The 22,485-nt window shown below is 41.5% G+C and carries 25 protein-coding genes; 13 read left to right on the top strand and 12 right to left on the bottom strand.

Features of this window, described 5'->3' with window-relative positions:
- Positions 1-125: 125 nt before the first annotated feature.
- The 9 genes from PR699_RS02800 (at position 126) to PR699_RS02760 (ending at position 6,395) form a co-directional block, all read left to right on the top strand.
- Positions 126-1,115 carry a LacI family DNA-binding transcriptional regulator gene (locus PR699_RS02800; protein ID WP_014657347.1) on the top strand — a complete coding sequence of 330 codons (990 nt, stop codon included), beginning with the start codon at positions 126-128 and terminating at the stop codon, positions 1,113-1,115.
- Positions 1,116-1,231: 116 nt separating this feature from the next.
- On the top strand, positions 1,232-1,537 hold the full coding sequence (locus PR699_RS02795) for a hypothetical protein (protein WP_041705148.1): 306 nt from the start codon (positions 1,232-1,234) through the stop codon (positions 1,535-1,537).
- 354 nt (positions 1,538-1,891) lie between these two features.
- Positions 1,892-2,041 (top strand): hypothetical protein, encoded by a 150-nt coding sequence (locus PR699_RS02790; protein WP_004915905.1) that lies wholly within the window; start codon positions 1,892-1,894, stop codon positions 2,039-2,041.
- Positions 2,042-2,056: 15 nt separating this feature from the next.
- Positions 2,057-2,992 (top strand): aspartate carbamoyltransferase, encoded by a 936-nt coding sequence (gene pyrB, locus PR699_RS02785; protein ID WP_014657345.1) that lies wholly within the window; start codon positions 2,057-2,059, stop codon positions 2,990-2,992.
- Between the two features lie 13 nt (positions 2,993-3,005).
- Positions 3,006-3,470: an aspartate carbamoyltransferase regulatory subunit gene (gene pyrI / locus PR699_RS02780; protein WP_004915901.1), complete on the top strand. Its 465-nt coding sequence runs from the start codon at positions 3,006-3,008 to the stop codon at positions 3,468-3,470.
- A 104-nt stretch (positions 3,471-3,574) separates the two neighbouring features.
- The gene (ridA, locus tag PR699_RS02775; protein ID WP_004915899.1) at positions 3,575-3,961 is read left to right on the top strand and encodes a 2-iminobutanoate/2-iminopropanoate deaminase; all 387 of its coding nucleotides are present in this window, start codon (positions 3,575-3,577) and stop codon (positions 3,959-3,961) included.
- Positions 3,962-4,239: 278 nt separating this feature from the next.
- Entirely contained in the window at positions 4,240-4,689 is a 450-nt protein-coding gene (locus tag PR699_RS02770; RefSeq protein ID WP_004915894.1) for a GNAT family N-acetyltransferase, read from the top strand.
- A gap of 419 nt (positions 4,690-5,108) precedes the next feature.
- Positions 5,109-5,276, top strand: coding sequence for a hypothetical protein (locus PR699_RS02765; protein ID WP_004915890.1), 168 nt, complete (start codon positions 5,109-5,111; stop codon positions 5,274-5,276).
- Positions 5,277-5,441: 165 nt separating this feature from the next.
- The gene (locus PR699_RS02760) at positions 5,442-6,395 is read left to right on the top strand and encodes a hypothetical protein (protein WP_014657344.1); all 954 of its coding nucleotides are present in this window, start codon (positions 5,442-5,444) and stop codon (positions 6,393-6,395) included.
- 604 nt (positions 6,396-6,999) lie between these two features.
- Here the strand turns inward: PR699_RS02760 and PR699_RS02755 are convergent.
- The 8 genes from PR699_RS02755 to PR699_RS02720 form a co-directional block, all read right to left on the bottom strand.
- On the bottom strand, positions 7,000-8,124 hold the full coding sequence (locus PR699_RS02755) for an adhesin (RefSeq protein ID WP_306169839.1): 1,125 nt from the start codon (positions 8,122-8,124) through the stop codon (positions 7,000-7,002).
- Positions 8,125-8,137: 13 nt separating this feature from the next.
- Complete coding sequence (locus PR699_RS02750; RefSeq protein WP_004915882.1) at positions 8,138-8,671, bottom strand: fimbrial protein; 534 nt, start codon at positions 8,669-8,671, stop codon at positions 8,138-8,140.
- Positions 8,671-9,204: a fimbrial protein gene (locus PR699_RS02745; RefSeq protein WP_004915879.1), complete on the bottom strand. Its 534-nt coding sequence runs from the start codon at positions 9,202-9,204 to the stop codon at positions 8,671-8,673. Before PR699_RS02745 ends, PR699_RS02750 begins: the two co-directional genes overlap by 1 nt.
- A complete protein-coding gene (locus PR699_RS02740; RefSeq protein ID WP_014657342.1) occupies positions 9,197-9,625 on the bottom strand; it encodes a hypothetical protein in 429 nt (142 codons plus the stop codon). The genes PR699_RS02745 and PR699_RS02740 overlap by 8 nt, the downstream gene beginning before the upstream one ends.
- A 31-nt stretch (positions 9,626-9,656) precedes the next feature.
- Positions 9,657-10,388 (bottom strand): molecular chaperone, encoded by a 732-nt coding sequence (locus PR699_RS02735; RefSeq protein WP_014657341.1) that lies wholly within the window; start codon positions 10,386-10,388, stop codon positions 9,657-9,659.
- Between the two features lie 28 nt (positions 10,389-10,416).
- Positions 10,417-12,942 (bottom strand): fimbria/pilus outer membrane usher protein, encoded by a 2,526-nt coding sequence (locus PR699_RS02730; protein WP_014657340.1) that lies wholly within the window; start codon positions 12,940-12,942, stop codon positions 10,417-10,419.
- Between the two features lie 57 nt (positions 12,943-12,999).
- Positions 13,000-13,578 (bottom strand): fimbrial protein, encoded by a 579-nt coding sequence (locus tag PR699_RS02725; protein ID WP_004915870.1) that lies wholly within the window; start codon positions 13,576-13,578, stop codon positions 13,000-13,002.
- Between the two features lie 214 nt (positions 13,579-13,792).
- Positions 13,793-14,344 (bottom strand): fimbrial protein, encoded by a 552-nt coding sequence (locus tag PR699_RS02720; protein WP_004915868.1) that lies wholly within the window; start codon positions 14,342-14,344, stop codon positions 13,793-13,795.
- A gap of 1,778 nt (positions 14,345-16,122) precedes the next feature.
- Here PR699_RS02720 and nrdD point away from each other — a divergent pair.
- The gene (nrdD, locus tag PR699_RS02715) at positions 16,123-18,261 is read left to right on the top strand and encodes an anaerobic ribonucleoside-triphosphate reductase (RefSeq protein ID WP_014657339.1); all 2,139 of its coding nucleotides are present in this window, start codon (positions 16,123-16,125) and stop codon (positions 18,259-18,261) included.
- 4 nt (positions 18,262-18,265) lie between these two features.
- A complete protein-coding gene (gene nrdG / locus PR699_RS02710) occupies positions 18,266-18,730 on the top strand; it encodes an anaerobic ribonucleoside-triphosphate reductase-activating protein (protein ID WP_014657338.1) in 465 nt (154 codons plus the stop codon).
- Here nrdG and PR699_RS02705 read toward each other — a convergent pair.
- Positions 18,727-19,164 (bottom strand): YhbP family protein, encoded by a 438-nt coding sequence (locus PR699_RS02705; RefSeq protein ID WP_014657337.1) that lies wholly within the window; start codon positions 19,162-19,164, stop codon positions 18,727-18,729. The genes nrdG and PR699_RS02705 overlap by 4 nt on opposite strands.
- Before the next feature lie 114 nt (positions 19,165-19,278).
- Positions 19,279-19,530, bottom strand: coding sequence for a DUF1471 domain-containing protein (locus PR699_RS02700; protein WP_004915853.1), 252 nt, complete (start codon positions 19,528-19,530; stop codon positions 19,279-19,281).
- Positions 19,531-19,826: 296 nt separating this feature from the next.
- Between PR699_RS02700 and PR699_RS02695 the strand changes: the two genes are divergently transcribed.
- Complete coding sequence (locus tag PR699_RS02695; protein ID WP_014657336.1) at positions 19,827-20,138, top strand: GIY-YIG nuclease family protein; 312 nt, start codon at positions 19,827-19,829, stop codon at positions 20,136-20,138.
- On the opposite strand, the gene PR699_RS02690 is transcribed toward PR699_RS02695, so the two are convergent.
- Both PR699_RS02690 and PR699_RS02685 read right to left on the bottom strand, forming a co-directional pair.
- Positions 20,111-20,614, bottom strand: coding sequence for a GNAT family N-acetyltransferase (locus PR699_RS02690; protein ID WP_014657335.1), 504 nt, complete (start codon positions 20,612-20,614; stop codon positions 20,111-20,113). The two genes, PR699_RS02695 and PR699_RS02690, sit on opposite strands and share 28 nt — an antisense overlap.
- The gene (locus PR699_RS02685) at positions 20,608-21,132 is read right to left on the bottom strand and encodes an SCP2 domain-containing protein (protein ID WP_014657334.1); all 525 of its coding nucleotides are present in this window, start codon (positions 21,130-21,132) and stop codon (positions 20,608-20,610) included. Before PR699_RS02685 ends, PR699_RS02690 begins: the two co-directional genes overlap by 7 nt.
- Positions 21,133-21,479: 347 nt before the next feature.
- Between PR699_RS02685 and PR699_RS02680 the strand changes: the two genes are divergently transcribed.
- Positions 21,480-22,475 carry a peptidase U32 family protein gene (locus tag PR699_RS02680; RefSeq protein ID WP_004915849.1) on the top strand — a complete coding sequence of 332 codons (996 nt, stop codon included), beginning with the start codon at positions 21,480-21,482 and terminating at the stop codon, positions 22,473-22,475.
- Positions 22,476-22,485: the final 10 nt, after the last annotated feature.

Here is a 22,485-nt window from a genome sequence, read left to right as displayed (position 1 = left end):
CTGATAAATTAGTAGGCTCAAATAGGTTTTATCCCTTAGTATTAATACATGCGGTCATTACCTATTTGATATAAGAATATATTATTATTTATCTATTGATTATGTTTTTTATTGTTGGAGAGGAAATGTCTACGGTTAATAGCAAAGATGTCGCCCGTTTAGCGAATGTATCACAATCAACAGTATCTCTCGTATTCAGTGGTCGTTATCATGGCAGAGTATCTGATAAAACGCGCGAAAAAATTCTCAGCGTTGCAAAAGAACTTGGTTATCATCCCAATATTAATGCGCAAGTTTTACGCAGTGGGAATTCTAAGACTATCGCCTTTATTGTCCCAGATATTCAGCAACCTTATTTTGCAAAAGTTGTTCACGCAGCAGAAATTTTCGCAACCAAATCTGGTTATTCTTTAATTCTTTTAGATAGTTATGCTAACAAACAATGGCATGAGCATCTAATATCATTATTTCAAAGTAAGCTTATCAGTGGCGGTATAATTTACTCATGTGACAAGAAAAACATCGAATTATTAAGATATTACCGAGAAAAACTGATATTTATTGAGTCTGATGACGAAAAAAACAACGATATTTGCTTAGAGGTAAAAAAAGCGATCGAATCTATATTTTACATTGCAAGTAAAATGAAACGATTCAGAGTTGGTTCTTTTAGAATTGATCTTCCAAGGCAACACTTCTTAACGCGGCATGAACTTTTTGATCAGCAATTCAATTCATTAGAAAATCCAGAAAAATCTAAACATATCGTGTATTCATCATTCAATCTCGCGCAATCAACTGAGAATGCAGAGATATTACTGCAGCAAAAACCCAATATTGTTTTTTGTGATGACGATATTTTAGCAGGCGCTATCTATCGGGCAGCAAAACACCTGAACATTCATATTCCTAACGATGTGGCAGTAATAGGATTCAATGACACAGATCTTTGCAGCTATTTGAACCCAGAATTATCTACCGTACAAATTCCGACTCAATACATAGGGGAAATCGCTATCAAAATGCTATTGGAAAAAATATCAAATAATCCACAAATCATAGAAAAACAGTTCGTTACGTTAAAAGTTGTTACTAGAGGGTCGACACAAGCTTAATCCTCGAATAAATATCAAGAAACTTGATTTTAAGTGAAAGGAGACGGTCGAGTATTTGATGCGTTGATTATAGGATAAACTGCACTTTTTGTGGGCTTGTTGCAAAAATTGTCGAAGTGAACGACATTAAGGTCATTGCTCGCTTCTTTAGGAAAAGTCATGTCACTAAAGTCAGTGATATGCTGGCCAAACACGGTATGTCGGTTCATCGCTCGACAAATTATCGTTGGTTTATTGAATATGCACCGATACTCCATAAAAACTCAAAAAATATCAATTTATTCGAGCTGTCTCTTCTTGGCAGCTCTTGGGGAGCATTCGATGCCGATGGAATTAGTGCTGGGCATGAGTGCTATGCGCATAATGTCGGTGTTAGCGCAATCTCCAGCACCTCTGCAACTCTTACCTTCTCCGAAATATAATCATGGTCAGCCGTGATTGCGGATAGAAAAAGGCAGTCCTAATGGAGTGACGGATTTATTGCTACCCCAACAGGGTGATCCGTTTAACGAAATTTACCTCAAAGAAAAAGCATGGTGGCAGATGTATGAGCCTGATATTTTAGATAAAGGTCAGGGTGTTATTGATGGTTAAATTAGAACGACTCGCTAAGCGACTCAGTCAATGACAAATATCTCTCTGATTTGACTGTTTTTATACAAAATAACTGGAAACGTAAGTGGACTTAGACGCAAAAAAATCTATTTTTCTGTATGCAAACGCTTGCGTCATGAAAAGACACGCGTATAATGCGCCACAATTTGCCGGGAGAAAACATGAACGCTGTTGCTCTATTTGTTTCAAAGAACACCTCCACTGCACTGCCTTCTGGCGGTCTGGACAGCCTGTTTTTCCCCTCCGTATTTCAAGAAAAGCCCCTCATTGAGGGGCTTTTTTTTGGCCTTTCACCTTATACGTCTTGCTGACACAGGAGAACAACGATGCCGAACCCTCTATACCTACGCGACATAATCTCAATTAATGATTTAGATCGCACCGACCTTGAACTTGTGCTCAAAGTGGCTGCCTCCCTAAAACAGCAACCTCAGCCAGAATTTTTAAAACATAAAGTCATCGCCAGTTGTTTCTTCGAAGCGTCGACTCGCACACGTTTATCCTTTGAGACCGCAATTCACCGCCTAGGAGCATCTGTTGTGGGGTTTTCTGACAGCACCAACACGTCACTGGGGAAAAAAGGTGAAACACTCGCAGATACCATTTCGGTGATCAGCCAATATGTCGATGCTATCGTGATGCGCCACCCACAAGAAGGTGCTGCACGCTTAGCCAGCCAATTTGCGGGGGAAATTCCCATTATCAATGCTGGTGATGGTTCAAACCAACATCCAACACAAACACTACTCGACCTCTTTACTATCCAAGAAACCCAAGGTCGTCTTGAAAACCTACAAGTCGCAATGGTGGGTGATTTAAAATACGGCAGAACAGTCCATTCACTGACACAAGCCCTCTCTAAATTTGAAGGCAATCACTTTTATTTTATTGCGCCAGAAGCGCTATCTATGCCAATCCATATCCTGCATCTTCTTGAAGAAAAAGGCTCCACATACAGCTTACATAACAATATTGATGAAGTGCTGCCTGAGTTGGATATCCTTTATATGACACGAGTACAGAAAGAACGTTTAGACCCGTCTGAATATGCCAATGTCAAAGCGCAATTTGTACTCCGTGCCACAGATTTACAAGATGCCAAACCCAATCTTAAAGTTTTACATCCATTACCGCGCGTTGATGAAATCACTGTTGATGTTGATAAGACCCCTTACGCCTACTATTTCCAACAAGCGGGTAACGGCATTTTCGCAAGGCAAGCTTTGTTGTCTCTGGTTTTAAATAAAGAATTGGCCATCTGAGGAGAAACACATCATGACACACGATCATAAATTACAAGTTGAAGCAATTAGTTGTGGCACTGTCATCGACCATATTCCTGCTCAAATTGGTTTTAAGCTATTGAGTCTATTTAAACTCACCTTAACAGATGAGCGCATTACCATCGGTTTAAATTTACCCTCGAATAACTTGGGGAAAAAAGATTTAATCAAAATCGAAAATACTTTTTTGACACCAGAGCAAGCCAACCAATTAGCGATGTATGCACCAGAAGCAACCGTTAATCGTATCGAAGACTACCAAGTGGTTGAAAAATTAGAGTTACGATTACCTGAATATATCGACAATGTATTGATTTGCCCAAATAGTAACTGTATTAGCCATAATGAGCCAGTGTCTAGTAGCTTTAAGGTGAAAAAAATGGGCAAAGAAGTGGCGCTAACCTGTAAATTTTGTGAAAAAGAGTTCGACAGAGACGCCGTTATTAATAACCAATAAATGAGATTCGTGTGACCACGGCTTTGTATGTGAGCTTCAAAGCTTTATACTGAACTTCTATAAGCGAAAGTTACCACTTTTTTACCTGATTAAACGGAGTATTTATGTCATACGAAATCAGTACAGAAAACGCACCGGCAGCTATTGGCCCTTATGTTCAAGGTGTTGACTTAGGCAGTATGGTCATTACATCTGGCCAGATCCCTGTTGATCCAAAAACAGGTGAAGTGCCTGAAGATATCGCGGCACAAACTCGTCAATCACTCGCAAACGTGGCAGCTATCTTAGAAAAAGCAGGCCTTAGCGCTGCCAATATCGTGAAAACCACGGTATTTGTGAAAGATTTGAACGATTTCGCAACCGTAAATGCAACTTATGAAGAGTTTTTCAAGCAGCATAATGCACCATTCCCAGCACGCTCTTGCGTTGAAGTTGCCCGTTTACCGAAAGATGTAAAAATCGAGATCGAAGCGATCGCTGTTCGTAAATAATTTATCTATCATTGGAAAACCTGCTAAATAAAATTGGCAGGTTTTTTTATCAATGCCCCAATGTATTTCCTACCAGCACAATAAAATATTTTGTGCACTATCTTGTTATTTCATCACCATTCCGGCATATTTGAGCCGCATTTTAAATTGCCAATTCGGCTATGCCATCAATTTCACTAAGGGGGTTACCATGCGTAAAAACAATCTAAATAAATTCACTGCATATTCTATTCATTCATAATTTAGAGAAGGTTTACTTCTCTAAAAAGGAGAAGTTAATGGTAACACTTGTTGAGCTGAATCAAGATAACTGGGAAGATTGTGCTGATTTGCAAGTATCAGAGGAACAATCACAATTTATTGCTTCCAATTTATATTCAATTGCCGAAGTCCAATTCTTACCACGGTTTATCGTTAAAGGGATCCAGCATCAAGAAACACTCGTTGGGTTAGTCATGTATGGCATTGACCCTGACGATGGGAATTATTGGATTTATCGCTTTATGATAGATGAATCTCATCAGCGTCAAGGCTATGGTTTGCAGGCCATGCTTTTATTAATTGATGAGATAAAGTCATCAAATAAGGATAATATTCCTGCCATTATGATTGGCTATCACACCGATAACGTGGGTGCACACCACTTTTATCAGAGTGTCGGGTTTGAATTTCAAGGCCTAGCTGATTGGGGGGAGTATTTAGCTAAGTTTGATTTAATCAAACAATAACCCTTTTGATTTAAAGGCGTGACTTGAAGTGGCCTCCAATAACTGGGCAACCAATTATTGGGGGTCTTTTTGTATTCAATGGGATTGGCAATTAAAGCCATCACAAAGGATAATAAGTATTGCTCAAATAATATGCTATTGAGGTTTATCTTTAGAGTCACCCTTGATTATCTCAAAACAATTCACTTATATATCAATGCATTAAAATATAGTCGAGCATTAGAAAATATCTATTAGCGATATTAATTACAATGCTAACAACAACCCCTTTGACTTCTCCTTCGGACCACTTATTGGTTTAGGATTATGAATTGATATTATTAATGTTGTTTTCACTCGTACAGAAACTAGAGAAAAATGGCGTAAGTTCTGTCTGCATATGGAAGAAAAAGAGGAATCACGCAATAAGCCAGACTTGAATGGCTATACAAGGCCTTTTCATTGAAGCTCGGCTCTTAGACAGCGGATTAAAACTAACTTTTGATAATGAAATGAAGCTCACTTCTAAATTAGAAGGGGAATTTAGTGGCAGTATTAACTTTAGGTTAGTGGTGGATAAAAATAGGATCGGTTTAACCGTAACTTAAATTCAATTATAAATTTGAGGTTAAAGCTGGTATAGTGGGAAATGAACAAGTCAATTAACAGGTTCTACTACCAATAAATTTAAATGAGAATTTCTCCCAGAAGATATAGTTCTCGCTCCTAAGGCTGAAGGTACGATACCTATTTATCATTTTAACGGGTAAATTATGATTAAGAAAATACTATTATTAATGTTGATCTTCATTTCATCTAATGTTGCTGCCACAAAAATGCATGATAATGAACTAAAAAAATATGACTATAAAATAGGTATTGATTTAAATCAATGTGGGATAGAACTATATATTAATGATGTAAAGCTAATATATAATGTTGATATGAATAAATTTAACACTACATTTGGTATTGGTTCTTTTCTTAAAGAAAAAAATAATAAAATCAGAATTGTATTATTTTCACTAAATAAAAATTCCGAAATTTTCACTACAGGTGCTGAGTGTAATTTTGAGTTTCTAGCTAGAGATAGATTTGAAAGTGATAAGTTAAACCATATTTCACTTATTAGTTACAGACCAAACGAAGATATTGATTTTAAAATAAAAAAAGCATCTCACTATAAAAATTCGAACATTAGCTGGGGAGAACTAGTGGATGATTTAAAGGTTGAATTCATTGGTAACGATGATAATTATTATAGAATGACTCAACAATTTAATATCAGAGAAGATTTTCCAGCTTGGAAGTGGACTACATCATACCAATTTAATGATAACATCGAGTTTGTTAATGACCTCCCTCTTGATCAGCAAGCTAAATTAAAAGAGATTTACACCGAAATATGGGATGCTTTTAACCGACAAGATGAGAAAAAAATAAAACTATTGTTTAATGAGATGTTAGAAGAATCAAGTTCCGCAGATGGAGGGAGCGTTGAATCATATTATAACTCCCTTGGTTTTTCTATGCTTTTCGACAAAGAGCAGTATCAGTTAAAACCACTCAATATTTCTAGTAATAGTGAGATCTCTAAATACCTTGATAATCGTGTTATTTCAGTTTTTAAGTCACCAATCGCTTTTAAAGATTTAGAGTCTGGTCAGTCTATTGGTATTAATCCGAAATTACGCTTTGATGGTGAAAAATTTATTATTTCTAGATAATAATACTTTAAACATCAATAATCCTCATTAGTAATTCAAACTCGGGCCATGTTAAACATGGCCCTACACAAATGATGATAGAGCCATGTCCACTCTCTCCCCATTAATGAAGAATAGACATTATTAGCAGAGCAAGAGACAACTGTTAAAGAGGGTTAGTTTAAATCCAATGCTAAAAATAGCAAAATTCAAAAAGAATTAATCAGTAATACACAGTTGTAGGAAGCTATTAATTATTGATAACCCATTGTTCTTTCTAGACTAAAACTATCACCAAGTTAAATATTGCATTTTATAATTATAAAAATATGCAGATGGTGAAATCTTTACAACAACGCCTTATCTATCCATTATTGATGGTAAAGTTACAATAGTTAAATAGTACTCTTGATGAATTGGCAATTAACAGCCAGTGATGACTGGCTATTAATTAGCGCTGAAAAAGAAAAACAGTTATCCCCTTAGGGGGCTGATATTGATGAAATATTCAAAATTAGCTAAGGAAGATTTTCTCATTTCCTGCCCCTGTCAATAAACGGCTTTGATATTTTATCAAGGCCGTTTATTAACTTACTTTTATCTTATCGAGAAAAAACATAAACAATTAATCAAATGTCGCTATCAACCAAGCCGAACCTTTATAATCCCCCGCGGCGGCATTTGTTCCTTGGATATGACTCGTAATTTTAATTGTTCTTAGGTCTTTAATCTCAATTTTAAAATCTTTACCCGTTTGACCCGTTGTTTCATCGGTCATGGTCAAGTTACTGTAGATTTTATGATTACTATTTTGGCTACTCGTCATTGGTAAACGTTTCTGTGGGTCATTGTCTGTTGCATAATCAAGGCGTAACCTGACATTTGTTGGAATAGCGAACTTGCAGTTATAAGTCACTTGTTCAGTGACAACACTATCGTAATTTAATGTGTTTAAGTGTCCATGCCGTAAGTTTACTGTCCCCGCTTGCCCAGTGGTCGTGGTGGTATTACACGATGAGCCCACATTTAATGTTGAAGAGAGTAAGCGCATTGGAACCGTTGTTTCCTCTAATGGCCAAGATGTATAGATTGGCGGTACTTTAGGGTTCATAAATGCACGTACATACCCCCCAAGAGGCATCGCAGCAATCATCACCTGACCATCAATAATGCGCTCATTAATATAAAATGTTACGGTGATGGGAAACTGTACTCCAAAATTAGATGCCGACGCTATCATCGCTGTACTCGAAGCATTCGCACAAACTCCAGCTCCCGTAATATTGATCCAATTAAGCATTCTACTCTCAACGGTCATCACGACGTTACTATTGATGCGATAACCTGGTTTGCCTTCTATCGTAGCGGCTTCAGGGACATACATGAATAGCCTGTGGTAAGCACTATCACTACCAATAATCCTCGTACTTGTTCCCCCCCAAGTTCTACCAATACATTTTGCCGCTCCCGTTGCTTTAACCGCTGAGTCAATGCTACTAATCACTATCGGCTCCCCCACACGATAATAATTTTTACCATCAGAGCCGGTGACAGGCGTCGAAACGATTGCGCTATTACTCGCCAGTGTGATCAAATAGCCATCATTTGGGTTTTGGATCATCGGTGCATAGTTTGCTAGGGCAATCGAGGGAAGTAATAAACCGCCTGATGCAATGCCCCCCCAGCCGATTTTCTTTTTTTTAAAAGACTGCAACCCGTGTGTAAGAATAATGCCTTTTAAGTTCAACATAATCATGATCCTACTAATGATAAGTCACAGAAAGGGTGACGGTTGACGTAAATTTCCCCAGAGCCAATTGATTGATCGGCACCGTACTCACTAATTGCGCTTGTAAATCCATGCGGTACAATGTCGCGTCCACCCGTTCGGGGTAAATTCGTTGCTTTTTACTCACTTCCAATGCACGCACCGTACCGCCCGTCACCTCTTTAAAATCAATACCCAGCCCATTGATACTGGTCGCTAAAATATTTTTCCCGTTATATAACACGCTGCTGCCCCCTTTGGGGCTCAACACGATAGCTAATGTATTGTTGAAATTACACCCCGTGATATAGAGTGAAAAATCGTTCACTGCCGCCGATGTATTCAGTGAGTTTGGGTTAAGTGTGCCGAAACCAATTTTCAGCGGTGAGCTGCTGTTTTCACTGCGAATATTACAAGCGGGATCTACCATGGTGGCGGTCACATCCACCAAAACGTCAGCGTGGCTCTCTAATACGGTCAATAACAGGAGTAACCCGAGAGGCTGTTTGAGCTTATTCAGTCTTATCACTATTCGTACTCCACCTGAAAGGTCACGATCCCGGAAAAATCGCCCACATTAGCTTCGCCAGTGGCGGGTTTACGGACAAAAACACCAAAATCAAATTGTTGTAAGCCGTCAACCACACTGACATCACCCATCGTCATCGGCTTATTCCACACAAGGGGTTTTTCATCATGATCGACCAGCCCCAAGACGACCCCACTGTCGCCTTTGGTGGTTAAAAAACTCTCACCGCCAATCGTGACTAATTCGCTGCTTTTCCACGTTAATTGAATACTTTTTTGTAAATCCGTTGCACTACACTTATCGATGGCAATGGTAAAGGGCGTCACCGCGCTGGTGCCATTTTCATTAATCAATTGCCAACGCAAGTTATACAGTGTGATTTTCTGATGGAGAGAGCCGGCTGCCACTTGGCATGCCGTGTTGACCAGCTCACCACTCAACTCAATATCTAAGCTATTGGCCGCGCGTACCTGAGAAGCTCCCCCGAAAAGCGCCACCGAAAACAGCCAAATATACTTTGCTGCCCTATTCATAGCTCACCTCTAAACGCACCGTGTGCCCATCTTTCATCCATGTCGGTAGGTCGATTGGATTATCCCCATTTAGCAAAGACAGCGGGTAACGCACTGAAAACACCCCGCGTTGTACATCGTAAAGCCGCACACTCGCTGGGGTATTGGCTGCTGCATTAAACACCGCCATTTCTTGGTACTTGTTTCCCGCGCCACACCCAATCAAACGCAGCGTGTTATCTAACGACAAATTGCAGGGGGCATTAAATAGCGTGGCACTCACCTGTATTTGGCCTTGATGCTGCGGTTCGTAGTCCGATTGATTAACCGGTGTATTCGCCACAGGGCTATTAGCCATCGCCCATTGGCTCAAGACACTGCCAAGAACAAACAGTACCGCGTTGTACCCGGCTGTTTTGATGAACATGTTGTGTTTACGCATCGTCCTTTCCCGTTCGCTCATACGCTGAAAGTTACGGCTCACCCGTTACCGTGCAAGTCTCACCTTGGCAACGAAATGCCAGCGTGGGCTTACCACCATAATCATTGATGTACGTCAGATACGGTGTGGACAGTGCGGGGGATACCACATCCTGTGTTGACTTAGGCGGCACCATAACCACATCAAATGAATTGTGCTCAGCCGCGGCTTGACTGTTCCCTAGCCCAATCACCGTTAAGTGAAATGGCGTGGTATTATTGATGCGATAACCTTTCGCTATCTTTGTTAATGTGACTTGATGCGCCCACTTAGTGTCCGATTCAGGCAAAATACTGGCCGGTCGATAAAACAGTTTGACCCGTGATTGCAAGGCAATTTGTAAGGTATTGCCATCGGTGGATTTAGGGGGCACTTCACGCAAATTGAAGTAAAACACCGACTCACGATCTTGTGGCAATTGGCTCAGTGCCGGCGTCGTGCTTAAACGCACTAAACTGTTGCTCATGGGCTCAATGCGTTGCAACGGCGGCGTCGCCAAAATAGCCCCTTTGGTGAGCTTATTTCCCTGTAAATCTTCAATCCAACTTTGGGCTAAGTAAGCTTCTTCAGGGTTATCGTTCGAAATGGTGACGTTAATCGATTTTTCCGTTCCCGGAAAAATGATGCGTGTTCTATCTAATGTGACTGCGCTGTAGGCACTCATTGAGACAAATACCGCGATACCCACCCACATATGGCATAATCTTTGACCTAAATTCAACATCATTGACCTCATAAAACGAATAAAAGACTTATTTTGCTGGCGTTACATTTGCCGTTGACAGCGCGGGCGCGGGTGCAGCGCAAGGCAGCAATAACATGCTGGATAATGACGTGACATTGTCAGGCATGCGTAATTCACACTGCTTCTTTCCGGCCCAATAAACAGACAGGATTTCTTGAGGGGAAATACCGACCAACCACGTCACCCCCTCTTCACCCACAATGCCCAATTCACGGTTGTCAGCATTGCGCACACTGGCCCCAAACGGGGGATTTTTGCCATCACTCAACGATACGATGGCGAACAGTTTTTCCCCTTTCATCACCGATAAACGGCGGTAACCTATCGCGCCTTTGGTTAAGGTAATGTCGGTCGTTGACTGTAACGTTTCTAAATTCTCTGGCAGCTGACTGGTGTTAATCGACGCCGTCGATTTACGGTAACTGTTCACGTTAGGAATAACCGCAATCCCAAAACGGTTGGTTTTGATGACGCCACTGTCCAGTGGCACATCCCCCACCCCCGGTGTTTCAATCATTAAGCGGGTATCGCCATTTGCTGAACGGTGCAGTGCTACCCCGTGAGCCGTCGCCGTGATCCCACTGTTAATCGAGGCGCCAAAACTGCGATATTGTTGTGGCACATAACTGACGTTTGTGGATAAGTTAGCCTGCGACAGATCCCGTGAATAATAGCCACTGAAACTCGACTGACTCTGCATATGCTGTCCGTGGTTATACCCCACATTCAGGCTGTAATTATCACGATCGCTATAGCCGCTATACCCGACACTGTGGCTATATTGGTTATACTCACCGGCACGTGAATAGCGTTCGGAGAAGGTGATATTGTGCCCGCGATACAGAGGAACCGTTAAATACAGGTTGATAGCATCATCTTTATAGCCGTTATCACGCTCGGTACGCGTCGCCGATAATGAAATATTGGCATCTTGCTGCGATAGCCCAGGTATGCTGATATTGGTACTGGCGTATAAACCATATTGCGTTTGCGGTTTATCTTGCCAATAAGTACTGTATTGATAATTCAACGATAAACTGAAATTATCAAAATACTTGTTCAGATAGATTTGGTAGTTTTCTTTTGCCACACGCGCCACATGACCGCTACGGCTTTGATCTATAAATTGGCTTAATGTGCGGTAATCTCTATCGGCAAATCGATACCCTGCAAAGGTAATATCCGTGCGTAACTCATCAAATGACTTTGCATAGTTGAGGCGATAGGAGCGGCCTTGCAGCGTGTGATGGGTAAAGCGGGCAAAAGACTGCGTCATATCGAGTGACAATGCCCCAAATGCAAACAAGTCTCGTCCAATCCCTATCGCTGCGGTTTGGTAATCCCCATTCAGTTGCGTCCCCCCATACAGTGACCACGCATTGGATAACCCATAAGACAACTCGCCGCTGATCACCGGCTTACCAGTTAGGCGATGACCGTCATAGCGCGTTTTACCCGCCACTAACTTATAAATAATGCGCCCCGGGCGGGTTAAATAAGGCAGTGAGGCGGTGTTGAGACTAAATGTTTTCTCTTCGCCATTTTCTTCACGCACAGTGACATCGAGCACCCCTCGTACGCCGCTGTCCAAGGTCTGAATGCGAAACGGCCCCGGGGGCACCGTGGTTTCTAAGATCACGCGGTCTTGGCTACGCACAATCACCGTGGCATTCGTGTTCGCCACGCCAATAATTTCCGGCGCGTACCCCACCAATTTAGGCGGTAACATGCGGTCGTCACTTTCGAGGGCGATACCACTGTATTGCCATGACTCAAACACATCAGAATAGAAGTAGTTTTCCCCAATGGTCAAAATAGAGGCTAATTTCTTCAAGGAGGTAAACGTATACAGCCGGCTAAAATCAAAACGGTGGGTTTCTTGGGGGTTGCTGCCACCGTGCTGTTTTTGGTAGTTCGCGTTATAGTCACCACGAAAACGCCAAGCACCGAGGTTAAGACCTGTTGTACCATTGGTGGATAAATAGACCCGTTTACTCCCGCGACTTTCTTCGATGACAGACGCATTGGCGCTATAATCCACAAAGGCACCATTCACCCCCTCTTCCCATAACGCCGGGGGTGTCCAGTTTGGATCACGGTATTCCATCCATAACTGGGGAATGGTGATTTTCAGTGAGAGTGTGGACAATTCAACCGTCGATTTCACCCCAGTTAACGCGGAAAAATCAAGACACTGCCCCGCCTCGGAAAGGGTGACTTTTTGTTTTGCCGAATCTTTCAGGCCAATCAGATCCAGTAAGTTCGCCGGTATGCAAATGGCATGTTGTGCTAAGACCGTGATATCACGAGGCGCCCCTAAGCGCTGGCCGTTAACAAACACGGTTAACACATAGTCTCCGGGAGGCACATAACCCGCAACGGAAAATTGGCTCATATCGACGTTTTGCATATCTTCCGCATCCAATACGTCAGTATTGAACTCTGTTGCAGACACCGTGCATGCACTGACGCTCACCGCCAATAAAACGGCCTGCCTGACTTTGCTAAGTTTGAACATCATGCTCTGTACCATCCCAAAGACAGCAAGAATGCCTCCTCAATGTCATCATTGAAGACGTGCTTCTGTGCTTTATTGATAATCGATAAAAAAACGAACCAGCCCGTGATAACGTCCTGCTTGTAGCGGCTTTCCTGTCAGCTCGAGCCGTAAAAAATAGCGCAAAAAGAGGGTTTGCCCCGATTGACCTTGCCGTAACACACTGTCAAACAAAGGATAGGTTTCCCCAGGGATCACGATATTTTTCGTGTTATCCAGCACGGATACGCCCAACCCCTGAGAAGGCCCTTGCAAGGCAAATGCGTCGATATTATCGGCCCCTTGCCCGTCAAAACGTATTGTCCATGTTTTACTGTCAAGGGTGCTGTACACACTGCCACAATCACGAAGCTCAATGTCAAAAGGGCGTGTTTGTTGTTCACGCGCCACGGCGGTTGAGAGCATCGTCAACGTTAACGACGAAAAATCGACCGTTTGGTCGCGATTTGACATCACAATCGAGCATGGTGTTGAGATCACACTGCCAACCAGTTGAGTGACACCTTCATGGCGCATGCCCACCTCGTTGGCGCCAAAAGCCGATGTGCCCCCCAAAATCAGCGAAAAGAGGATCCCTGTTGTTTGCAAACTCACGCGTTGATAAACAGCCACCCGTTTCTCCCTTGCAGACAGTAAAAAAATCCACCTGTGTTATGACTGTTAACAAACAAATACTGTTTGACGGCAGTCGTTAGAGGTTGTTAACTCCATGAAGAAAATCAATTTATTGACTTTCGATTGAGAAGACGAAGAGGGCGAGATTGCACTTTACCCCTCTTCGTGAGCCCCTTGGCCGCCAGCGTTCACTGACGGTCAATGTATCGACTTACTGGTACGTGATACGGAAGTTAGAGATGGCGCTGAATCGCCCTTCCGCAACATCTTTAGTGGTATCAACCGCTTTCGCCAATGCTTTAAAAATTAAAGTATTTTCACCATTTGTGTTGGCAATACGAGGGAGAACGTCTGTGGCTTTACCGAACTCAAAACCATCAATCAAAATACCGAGGTTGTTCGAATTCCCCGCGGAAGTTGCCAGCAGCGTGTTGCCTTTATCTGCATAGCTTTGGCCAGTAAACACGAGTTCCATTGATTTCACCGCAACAGGGTTACCTTCAGTATCTTTACCAAAGTTAGCAAAGTCACAGCCAGTGAATTTGATCTCGAACTCTGCTTCCGCAGGCTTACCACTTTCCAACGCTTTACGAGACAGCTGACCGAAATCAACGGTTTGTTTCAGAGAAGACTGCTCGATATTACAAGGCGTGTTCACAACTGTACCCACAAAGTTAATCGTTCCGGTGTTATCCGCCATTGCGCTAAATGACACAACAGACGCCGCAAATACAGTTGCAACTGCTAATTTTGTTAATTTCATTTATTTTTCCTTTCTAGTAAAAAGACAATAGAAACCAGTCACCACACATAAATTGAAGAGTGTTAATTTCATTTTTTGTTGATAAAGCAAAGGTTACATCATTAATAAAAACATCGTCCCTGCTGCTACCTATCCCTTATCCATATCTAAGAGACAAATAGTTCCTTATAGGCTAAGGCTAACCCATATAATTTATTTATATATAATCTTAAAATAGAATTAATTAATTTGACATTTTGCCGTCATAGTTAACCATGACTGAACAGAATAAATTCTGTCAGATTTCCCCGAAAATGTTGAGCATAGTATCCGGAATTAAAATATTAATTACTGATTTCATCGACTTAAAATAGGAGAAACATCTAACATTTAATTATTAACATTCCGTGAAATAATTACACTAACTTATTTTATTTAAACAATCTCAATATTTATATTTAATGAATTTTTATTGCCATATTAAATTTAGTTTCTCAAATAAAAATTCATAAAATAAAACTATTATTTTGATATTTTTGAAATAATAAATTGATGGCGAATATAGAACCAACCCCATTTAGAGTAAATACGTTTTTAACGATAAGTCTCCATATTTCGATAGGTGATAACTATTAAATATTTGTTATTAATGGCATCGACATAACCAAATATTAATTTGGTTCCTATATATCAATGGATTACAATAAATCATGATAATCAAAATCATATAAATCTCCAAACAATGTCTTATTCTTAATGAGAGTATGTTGATTTTATTTAACGCTATTTTCATTTTGTTACATATTTAATTATTTTGATATTTTTATAAGAGATATAGCTTTATTTTTTTCAATAATAAAACAAAAAACCTCAATATTGCTTATTTTTTGGCGCCATTAAAAAATAGAAAAAATACTCATAAACTTAGACACACTCTAAGAACACCCATAATAAACATAGGTGTAACCCATTAAATACAATATAACCCACCTTAATTACTCATTAAATGCGTTATCACTTTTCGCTATTAAATTTATTTAATGATAATTTATTGTTTTTTAACAGTGAAATAAAAATATTACTCATCATCGCATATCAGCGCTCTTTAAATGCCAACAATACCCTTATCAAAGCCCTATCCTCAAAATCTTCACCGACTCAAATCCTCCATCGACAATACGACTAATCGATTATCAACTGGATATTAATATCCAGAGCCACGCCTATGCTCTGATAATGGTCAACAAAATAATTTGGCCCGCAGTTTTGGTGGCCACTTTGCCTGTATAACCCGCCAAATCTTGTCAGACATGCGCTAGCTCTTGAACGGCAAAAAGTGGGAAATATGGCTTCTTCCGTGGGAAAGAGCAGAAGCCAGTTCAGGGGGAGCGTGATATTCCATGCATCCAATGATGATGGCATAGGAGAGTCTCATTTAAGTTGCCAATTGCAGTAATGACACAACTTAGGTCACCGTTCGATATATCTCGCTGTTGGAAAGAACCATTTGTTCGAAAACCTATCACGTGCTCAAGGTTGCCATCATCCTAAATAATTAGGGGCGTTTTTATTTTTCATCTTCTCCGCTTTTGATATTCATACAATTTATTTTTTTCCTTGTTGTGGATCAAATTATCGATAGCTAAAAAAGAGCAATAAACTATATATTGTGCTTTAATTACACAATCAAACACTACATATAGTATTTATTCACAGTTTTATCCACATTCCCTTCGCACATGCAGCGGAAACTTATCGCTAGGTTTAAGGTTGTGGATAACTCAACAAGGAGCATTTCAGTGAAAACGGTTGTGATTAAACGAGATGGTTGCCAAGTGAACTTTGACTTCCAAAGAATTCAAGAGGCAATAAAACGTGCATCAGCGGCTGTGAATATTCAGGATGATGACTATTGCCTTCAAGTTGCTACAACGGTCACAGAGCAACTTGGCAACCGTGAAAAAGTCGATATTCGAGAGATCCAAGATGCTGTTGAAAATCAACTAATGTCAGGCCCTTATAAAGACCTCGCTCGAGCCTATATTGAATATCGCCATGATAGGGATAGTGCTCGCGAAAAACGCAGCCAGCTTACCCATGATATTCGCGGCCTTATCGAACAAAGCAACGTTTCACTGCTTAATGAAAATGCCAATAAAGACAGTAAAGTGATCCCGACTCAGCGTGATTTACTTGCTGGTATTGTGGCTAAGCACTATGCCAAACAGCATATTTTGCCTCGTGATGTCGTTATCGCTCATGAACGAGGAGAAATACACTATCACGACCTTGATTATGCCCCCTTTTTCCCGATGTTTAACTGTATGTTGATCGATCTTGAAGGCATGCTTACGCAAGGGTTTAAAATGGGCAATGCAGAGATCGAACCACCAAAATCAATTTCAACAGCAACCGCTGTGACTGCACAAATCATTGCGCAAGTTGCTAGCCATATTTATGGTGGTACGACGATTAATCGCATCGATGAAATTCTGGCTCCTTATGTACGCATCAGCTATGAAAAACATCTTAAAACGGCTGAAACGTGGGGGATCAATGATGCTCAAGGTTATGCTGACTGCCAAACAGAAAAAGAGTGCTATGATGCTTTCCAATCCCTAGAATATGAAGTCAATACATTGCATACCGCGAATGGGCAAACCCCCTTTGTCACCTTTGGTTTTGGTCTTGGCACCTCGAAAGAAGCGCGCTTAATCCAACAATCCATCTTGAAAAATCGTATTGCAGGTTTAGGCAAAAATCGTAAAACAGCCGTATTCCCTAAGTTGGTCTTTGCCATTAAAAAAGGATTAAACCACCAATTTGGTGATCCTAACTATGATATCAAACAGTTAGCCCTTGAATGTGCTAGCAAGCGCATGTACCCCGATATCCTTAATTATGACCAAGTTGTTAAAGTGACCGGATCGTTTAAAACACCCATGGGCTGCCGTAGCTTCTTAGGGGTCTACGAAGAAGCGGGGCAACAAATTCATGATGGTCGCAATAATTTAGGGGTGATCAGCCTTAATTTGCCTCGCATTGCCATTGAAGCACAAGGCAATGAAGACGCATTTTGGCAACTGTTAGAAGCACGTTTATCTATTGCTAAAAAAGCCCTTATGACACGGATCGCACGCCTTGAAAACGTCAAAGCACGTGTCGCGCCAATTCTCTATATGGAGGGGGCTTGCGGTGTAAGATTAGCCGCTGATGATAGCGTTGCAGAAATCTTTAAAAAGGGTCGAGCCTCAATTTCGCTCGGCTATATCGGACTACATGAGACCATCAATGCACTATTTGGTACGCAAAACCATGTTTACGACAGTGAGCACTTAAGGGAAAAAGCCATCGCGATTGTTAACCGCCTACGCCAAGCAACAGATGAGTGGAAAGCAGAAACTGGCTATGGTTTTAGCCTGTACAGTACACCTAGTGAAAACTTATGTGATCGTTTTTGCCGCCTTGATACTGCTGAATTTGGCGTAATAGCTGGTGTGACAGACAAAGGCTACTACACAAATAGCTTCCATCTTGATGTTGAAAAACGCGTGAACCCATACGACAAAATAGACTTTGAACAGCCTTACCCTGCCATCGCAAATGGGGGCTTTATCTGCTATGGCGAGTATCCTAATTTGCAGCATAACCTCAAAGCGCTCGAAGATGTTTGGGATTACAGTTATGAGCATGTTCCATATTATGGAACAAATACGCCCATAGACGAATGTTATGAGTGTGGATTTACGGGTGAGTTTAACTGTACCAGTAAAGGCTTTGTTTGCCCTCGTTGTGGTAACCATGATACTAACCGTGTCTCAGTGATCCGCCGAGTATGTGGTTACCTTGGCAGCCCTGATGCACGCCCATTTAATGCAGGCAAGCAAGAAGAAGTGAAGCGACGTATCAAACACCTAGGTAATGGGCAGTTAGGTTAATAGTATGAATTATCATCAATATTACCCTGTTGATGTCGTGAATGGTCCGGGCACGCGTTGCACACTGTTCGTCTCAGGATGTGTTCATCAGTGCCGAGGATGTTATAACCAAAGCACATGGCGCCTCGATTCGGGTATTCCATTCACTCAGGAAATGGAAGATAGGATCATTCAAGACTTACAAGATACCCGTATCCGTCGGCAAGGTTTATCCCTTTCCGGCGGGGATCCACTACATCCCGCTAACTTATCAGCGATCTTTCAGTTGGTTAAACGTGTAAAAACCGTTTGTCCAGATAAAGACATTTGGCTATGGACAGGCTATCAATTTGCCGAACTGACCGCCGAGCAACATAAGGTGGTGAGTTTGATCAATGTACTGGTTGATGGGAAATTTGTAAAAGCGCTGCATGACCCCGCGTTACTTTGGCGAGGAAGCAGTAATCAAGTGATCCATAAATTACGCTAGCGATTTCTAGACCAATAGAGCTTGCTGCCAAAACCCAATTTATTATTGACCATTTTGACTTCTTGTAACTGCAAACGCCATACAGGCAGTTTTGCCGTCAATGCCACAGGGAAGCGACGACAATAAAATTGATGGGCTTGCTGTCGTAAGCTTCCATCCAGCGCTATCACTTGCCCAATAAATTGTAGCCCTTGGATTTGGCTAACCACTTTCGTTTGGGCAGAGACAGTCCCTGCGACGTGAGGATTTTCAGTCATCAGTTGACCATGGCGTGAAGCAGGATCGGTCATAAAGAATAAACTCATCGACTTAGCATCAAATGCATAATAACAACTGGCAGGCCAGATATCATTGCCGTGGCAAGTAAATAGAGAAAAGACGTGTTGGCGAGAAAAGTAACGTTGGATATGTTGTAAGGCGTGTTCATCATTCATAGCAAAAGCCCATATTGACCGTTCAGAACACGCTCTTTGAATATGTACATCCTATCGCTGAGCGTGCTTAAGCTGTTCTGAACGTTTGGTATTACATTTGCTAGGTACTATAAATTATTTATAGATTGCAGCAACACCATTCATTGAGTTTTCACCGCCAGCTGAGATAACACGGAATGAAGTTGCACCAGCTTCATCAGCTTTTTTGGCTAACTTTTCAGTCAGGTCATTAACACTAACAGCACCTGATACAGAAACATAACCCGCAGCTGGTTGGCTAGAATGTTGAACTTCTTCAGCAGCCATTGAACCAAATGAAATAGCACTTAAAGCCAAAGTTGCAGCGACTAATGTTGATTTTTTCATAATGTTTTCCTCATTGTATATTCATTTTTATCAGGGATTTTTGTTCTCCCCCTGTGATATGGATCATATTATGCTCTTTTAGTTACGATGAAAATTAGCTAATTTTGCTGTTATAGTTCAAATATTTTGAATCAAAACCACGCTTTAGGTTACAAATTTATGACTTTAATGTGTCATTTTTTATTTATAATTTAATAAGTTATGGCTATCCTTGTTCGCGAGATTTTTAGTCTATTTATGAATTATTTCCCCTTAAATTTCAGCACAGAAAGTCAAAAATAGGGCAACAAAATAAAATGTCTACGCAGAAAAACTGGTACATTTACCTAATTAGAGAGAAAAATAACAGGTTATATTGTGGGATCACCACAGATGTCTCGCGCCGCTTTACCCAACATAAAGAGGGAAAAGGCGCAAAAGCGTTGAAGGGGAAAATGCCGCTCACGCTAGTATTTGATTGTTTAGCCGGGGATCGCGCTACCGCATCAAGATTGGAATATCAGATAAAACAACTGAGTAAAGCCGCCAAAGAAAGGCTGGTTATTGACCAGCCCATTAATATCTTTGATTACTTAATGCATCAGAATACATCAAAGTGTGAAGAGTAAGTCACCTGCCCTTTGTGATCACTCAAGCTGCCATTTTCTAGCCCGCAAATCAGAAAATGCTCTTGCAATTCAGGCCACTGGCTGAAAACTTCATATTTTGAGGCAGGTTCAAAGCCAAAACGGCGGTAATAGTTGCTATCTCCTAATACCACAACCGCACCATAGCCAAACTCATTAAGACTATCTAGCCCTTCATAAATAAGTTGCCCACCAATGCCTTGTTTTTGGTGCGCTTTACTCACTGCAAGCGGTGCAAGGCCAACCCATTGAACGTCTTCATTGTTGACATCGACAGGTGTAAAGCCGACATAACCGATCACTTCGCCGTTGTCATTCGTGGCAACAACACCCAGAGTCAATAAGCCGTCTTCTCGTAGCTTTTGTACCAGATCGGCTTCTGCTTCCGTCGGGAAAGTGTCACGCAGTAACTTATCGATCCCCATAGCATCGACAGGAATTTCAACACGAATTAGCATGAGGCAACCACGGAGCCTTTATGCTCTGTGTCCTCATTTTGTTGAGTCGTTTTAATCAAGTCGGCCAATTGTAGTAATGCAAAACGCAGGGGTGTCGGCATATTGTCTAGCTCAAAAGCATCCATAAGGTTTTTTACATACAGCCCTAATTCGGTGTCACCTTCAATGACCAAACGGCGCTGAAAAAACAGCGTATCAGGATCTTCTTTACGCGCCGCGATAAGGATCAGGTCATTGGCTGTAGCACAGACACTGACATCGGCTTGCTCTTGATTACGCACAATTAACATGCCATTTTGCAAACTAATGAACCAGACTAAATCAAGGTCACTGACTTCAACTTTCAGCCATTTACCTTCGAGAAAATCCAATTCCCCTTCTTTGACCGATTCACGAAACTGCCAGCTCAGTAACTGCTCAAGTACTTGACGCTGCACTGCAAATGGGGTCACTTTTAAAGGTAACTTCAATAATGAAGGCCCTTTTGAAATAAGTTGAGAACGAATTTTAGCTAACACAGCACTGACTCCCGTATCAATTGCCTGCCCGTTAAATACACACCCCAGCATCAGCTACGGCCTCTCGGTAGCAAATCAGTATTAGAACAGGCATTTATATCGACATACTCAATAATAGAATAGTCCTATCATGCCAGAGAAAATAAGTACTCACTTGATCCTATATCAAGGTTTACACTTCTCGCCAGCATTTATTTTTTATTATGCCAAAAAGCTCATGGAGTCATGACCTCATAAGCCACAAAAACAGATAGCCAACAGCCAATTCAATGCCTTAAATCAAAATTTACATCGCATGAGTTGACTAGAATGCTAAGTTGTCGAAAATTTAAACTGGAACAGATACCATGGAATTACTCTGCCCAGCAGGCAACTTACCGGCCCTTAAAGCCGCTGTCGATAACGGTGCCGATGCGGTTTATATTGGCTTGAAAAATGATACTAACGCACGCCATTTTGCTGGACTCAACTTTACTGAAAAAAAATTGCAAGAAGCAGAGCGCTACATACATCAACATCAGCGTAAACTTCATATTGCTATCAATACATTTGCTCACCCAGATGGCTTTCAACGTTGGAAAGATTCGGTCGATCTTGCGGCTTCGCTAGGGGCTGATGCCCTGATCCTTGCCGATCTCGCGATGCTTGAGTATGCTGCACACCGATACCCTCATATTGAACGTCATGTCTCCGTTCAAGCTTCAGCAACCAACACCGAAGCGATTCGCTTTTATGCCCGCAATTTTAATGTTCATCGGATTGTACTGCCTCGGGTTCTATCTATTCATCAAGTCAAACAACTCGCTAAAAGTAGCCCTGTCCCCTTAGAAGTCTTTGCTTTTGGTAGCCTATGTATTATGGCGGAAGGACGCTGCTATCTCTCTTCCTATTTAACGGGTGAATCCCCCAATACTGTTGGGGCATGCTCGCCCGCGCGTTTCGTTCGTTGGCAACAAACGCCTCATGGCATGGAGTCACGTTTAAATGAAGTGCTTATTGATCGCTACCAAAGTCATGAAAATGCAGGTTACCCCACTCTCTGTAAAGGGCGTTATTTGGTGGATGACCATCGATATCATGTACTCGAAGAGCCAACTAGCCTCAATACCATCGAATTACTACCAGACCTAATGGCGGCGAATATCGCCTCGGTCAAAATTGAAGGCCGCCAGCGCAGCCCTGCTTACGTCACCGAAGTGACACGCATCTGGCGAAAAGCTATCGATACATATCATGCAAACCCAGAGCAATTTATTGCAGATCCACAATGGATAAAAGTACTGGGTGGGCTTTCTGAAGGCAGCCAAACCACATTAGGCGCTTATCATCGTAAATGGCAATAATAAGGAATAG

Origin of the sequence: Providencia sp. PROV268, from assembly GCF_028477805.1 — a bacterium.
Classification (GTDB): Bacteria; Pseudomonadota; Gammaproteobacteria; order Enterobacterales; family Enterobacteriaceae; genus Providencia; species Providencia stuartii.
The sequence above is the reverse complement of the archived record's forward strand: the minus strand, read 5'-3'. Positions and strand labels throughout refer to the sequence as shown.

What these genes read in the sequence shown, in the direction of transcription:
- PR699_RS02760 (WP_014657344.1), top strand. Translation starts at nt 5,442, where the DNA reads ATGATTAAGAAAATACTATTATTAATGTTGATCTTCATTTCATCTAAT.
- PR699_RS02720 (WP_004915868.1), bottom strand. Translation starts at nt 14,344, where the DNA reads ATGAAATTAACAAAATTAGCAGTTGCAACTGTATTTGCGGCGTCTGTT.
- PR699_RS02740 (WP_014657342.1), bottom strand. Translation starts at nt 9,625, where the DNA reads ATGCGTAAACACAACATGTTCATCAAAACAGCCGGGTACAACGCGGTA.
- PR699_RS02765 (WP_004915890.1), top strand. Translation starts at nt 5,109, where the DNA reads ATGGCTATACAAGGCCTTTTCATTGAAGCTCGGCTCTTAGACAGCGGA.
- ridA (WP_004915899.1), top strand. Translation starts at nt 3,575, where the DNA reads ATGTCATACGAAATCAGTACAGAAAACGCACCGGCAGCTATTGGCCCT.
- PR699_RS02690 (WP_014657335.1), bottom strand. Translation starts at nt 20,614, where the DNA reads ATGCTAATTCGTGTTGAAATTCCTGTCGATGCTATGGGGATCGATAAG.
- PR699_RS02770 (WP_004915894.1), top strand. Translation starts at nt 4,240, where the DNA reads ATGGTAACACTTGTTGAGCTGAATCAAGATAACTGGGAAGATTGTGCT.
- PR699_RS02705 (WP_014657337.1), bottom strand. Translation starts at nt 19,164, where the DNA reads ATGAATGATGAACACGCCTTACAACATATCCAACGTTACTTTTCTCGC.
- PR699_RS02735 (WP_014657341.1), bottom strand. Translation starts at nt 10,388, where the DNA reads ATGTTGAATTTAGGTCAAAGATTATGCCATATGTGGGTGGGTATCGCG.
- PR699_RS02695 (WP_014657336.1), top strand. Translation starts at nt 19,827, where the DNA reads ATGTCTACGCAGAAAAACTGGTACATTTACCTAATTAGAGAGAAAAAT.
- PR699_RS02755 (WP_306169839.1), bottom strand. Translation starts at nt 8,124, where the DNA reads ATGTTGAACTTAAAAGGCATTATTCTTACACACGGGTTGCAGTCTTTT.
- nrdG (WP_014657338.1), top strand. Translation starts at nt 18,266, where the DNA reads ATGAATTATCATCAATATTACCCTGTTGATGTCGTGAATGGTCCGGGC.
- PR699_RS02745 (WP_004915879.1), bottom strand. Translation starts at nt 9,204, where the DNA reads ATGAATAGGGCAGCAAAGTATATTTGGCTGTTTTCGGTGGCGCTTTTC.
- PR699_RS02790 (WP_004915905.1), top strand. Translation starts at nt 1,892, where the DNA reads ATGAACGCTGTTGCTCTATTTGTTTCAAAGAACACCTCCACTGCACTG.
- pyrI (WP_004915901.1), top strand. Translation starts at nt 3,006, where the DNA reads ATGACACACGATCATAAATTACAAGTTGAAGCAATTAGTTGTGGCACT.
- PR699_RS02800 (WP_014657347.1), top strand. Translation starts at nt 126, where the DNA reads ATGTCTACGGTTAATAGCAAAGATGTCGCCCGTTTAGCGAATGTATCA.
- pyrB (WP_014657345.1), top strand. Translation starts at nt 2,057, where the DNA reads ATGCCGAACCCTCTATACCTACGCGACATAATCTCAATTAATGATTTA.
- PR699_RS02730 (WP_014657340.1), bottom strand. Translation starts at nt 12,942, where the DNA reads ATGGTACAGAGCATGATGTTCAAACTTAGCAAAGTCAGGCAGGCCGTT.
- PR699_RS02680 (WP_004915849.1), top strand. Translation starts at nt 21,480, where the DNA reads ATGGAATTACTCTGCCCAGCAGGCAACTTACCGGCCCTTAAAGCCGCT.
- PR699_RS02700 (WP_004915853.1), bottom strand. Translation starts at nt 19,530, where the DNA reads ATGAAAAAATCAACATTAGTCGCTGCAACTTTGGCTTTAAGTGCTATT.